General features: G+C 60.6%; 1 protein-coding gene. It reads right to left on the reverse strand.

Annotated features, from left to right (window positions below; all coding sequences use genetic code 11):
- A partial coding sequence (locus RB623_RS30275; protein ID WP_308060990.1) for an IS6 family transposase occupies positions 1-652 on the reverse strand: 652 nt, incomplete at its 3' end.
- Between the last annotated feature and the right edge of the window lie 18 nt (positions 653-670).

Below are 670 nucleotides of genomic sequence, written 5' to 3' on the forward strand. Positions count from 1 at the left end.
GCTTTCGGATCTGGGAAGCGGAGTGGTTCGTATGGGAGGGAACGAAGAGGTTGCGGACGGCGGAGAAGACAGACACGAAGTGCTGTAATGAGCCAATCGACCGGAAGCCCTGGCGCACGCGTTCTCGTTTGCGGAACGGGAGATGAGAATTCTCGGCGCGGTTGTTCAAGCCTTTGTGCGAGCGATGCTCGACGTTCGGCATGACCTGGCGTCTTGCGGCGCCGTAGGAGCGCAGCTTATCGGTGATCATGCGCTTCGGCGCCATGCCCTGCTTCTTCAGCAGTCGGGTCAGCAAGCGCTTGGCAGCCTTGGTGTTGCGACGGGTCTGGACGATTTCGTCGAGCACGTAGCCATCCTGATCGACGGCCCGCCACAGCCAGTGTTTCTTGCCGGCGATGGCGATCACCATCTCGTCAAGGTGCCAAACGTCATTTGATGAGGGCTGCTTGCGGCAATGGCGACGGACGTAATCCGGGCCGTGCTTTCGGCCCCATCGGCGGATCGTCTCGTAGGAAACCACAATCCCCCGCTCCAGCAGCATTTCCTCGACATGGCGCAGGCTCAACGGGAACCGGTAGTAGAGCCAGACCGCGCGGGCAATGATCTCGGTTGGAAAGCGGTGGTTTTTGTAACGGGCGACAGCGTCAGACATGCCGGGGCCATTACCTCC

The sequence above is a fragment of the Mesorhizobium sp. LHD-90 genome, assembly GCF_030929505.1.
Classification (GTDB): domain Bacteria; phylum Pseudomonadota; class Alphaproteobacteria; order Rhizobiales; family Rhizobiaceae; genus Kumtagia.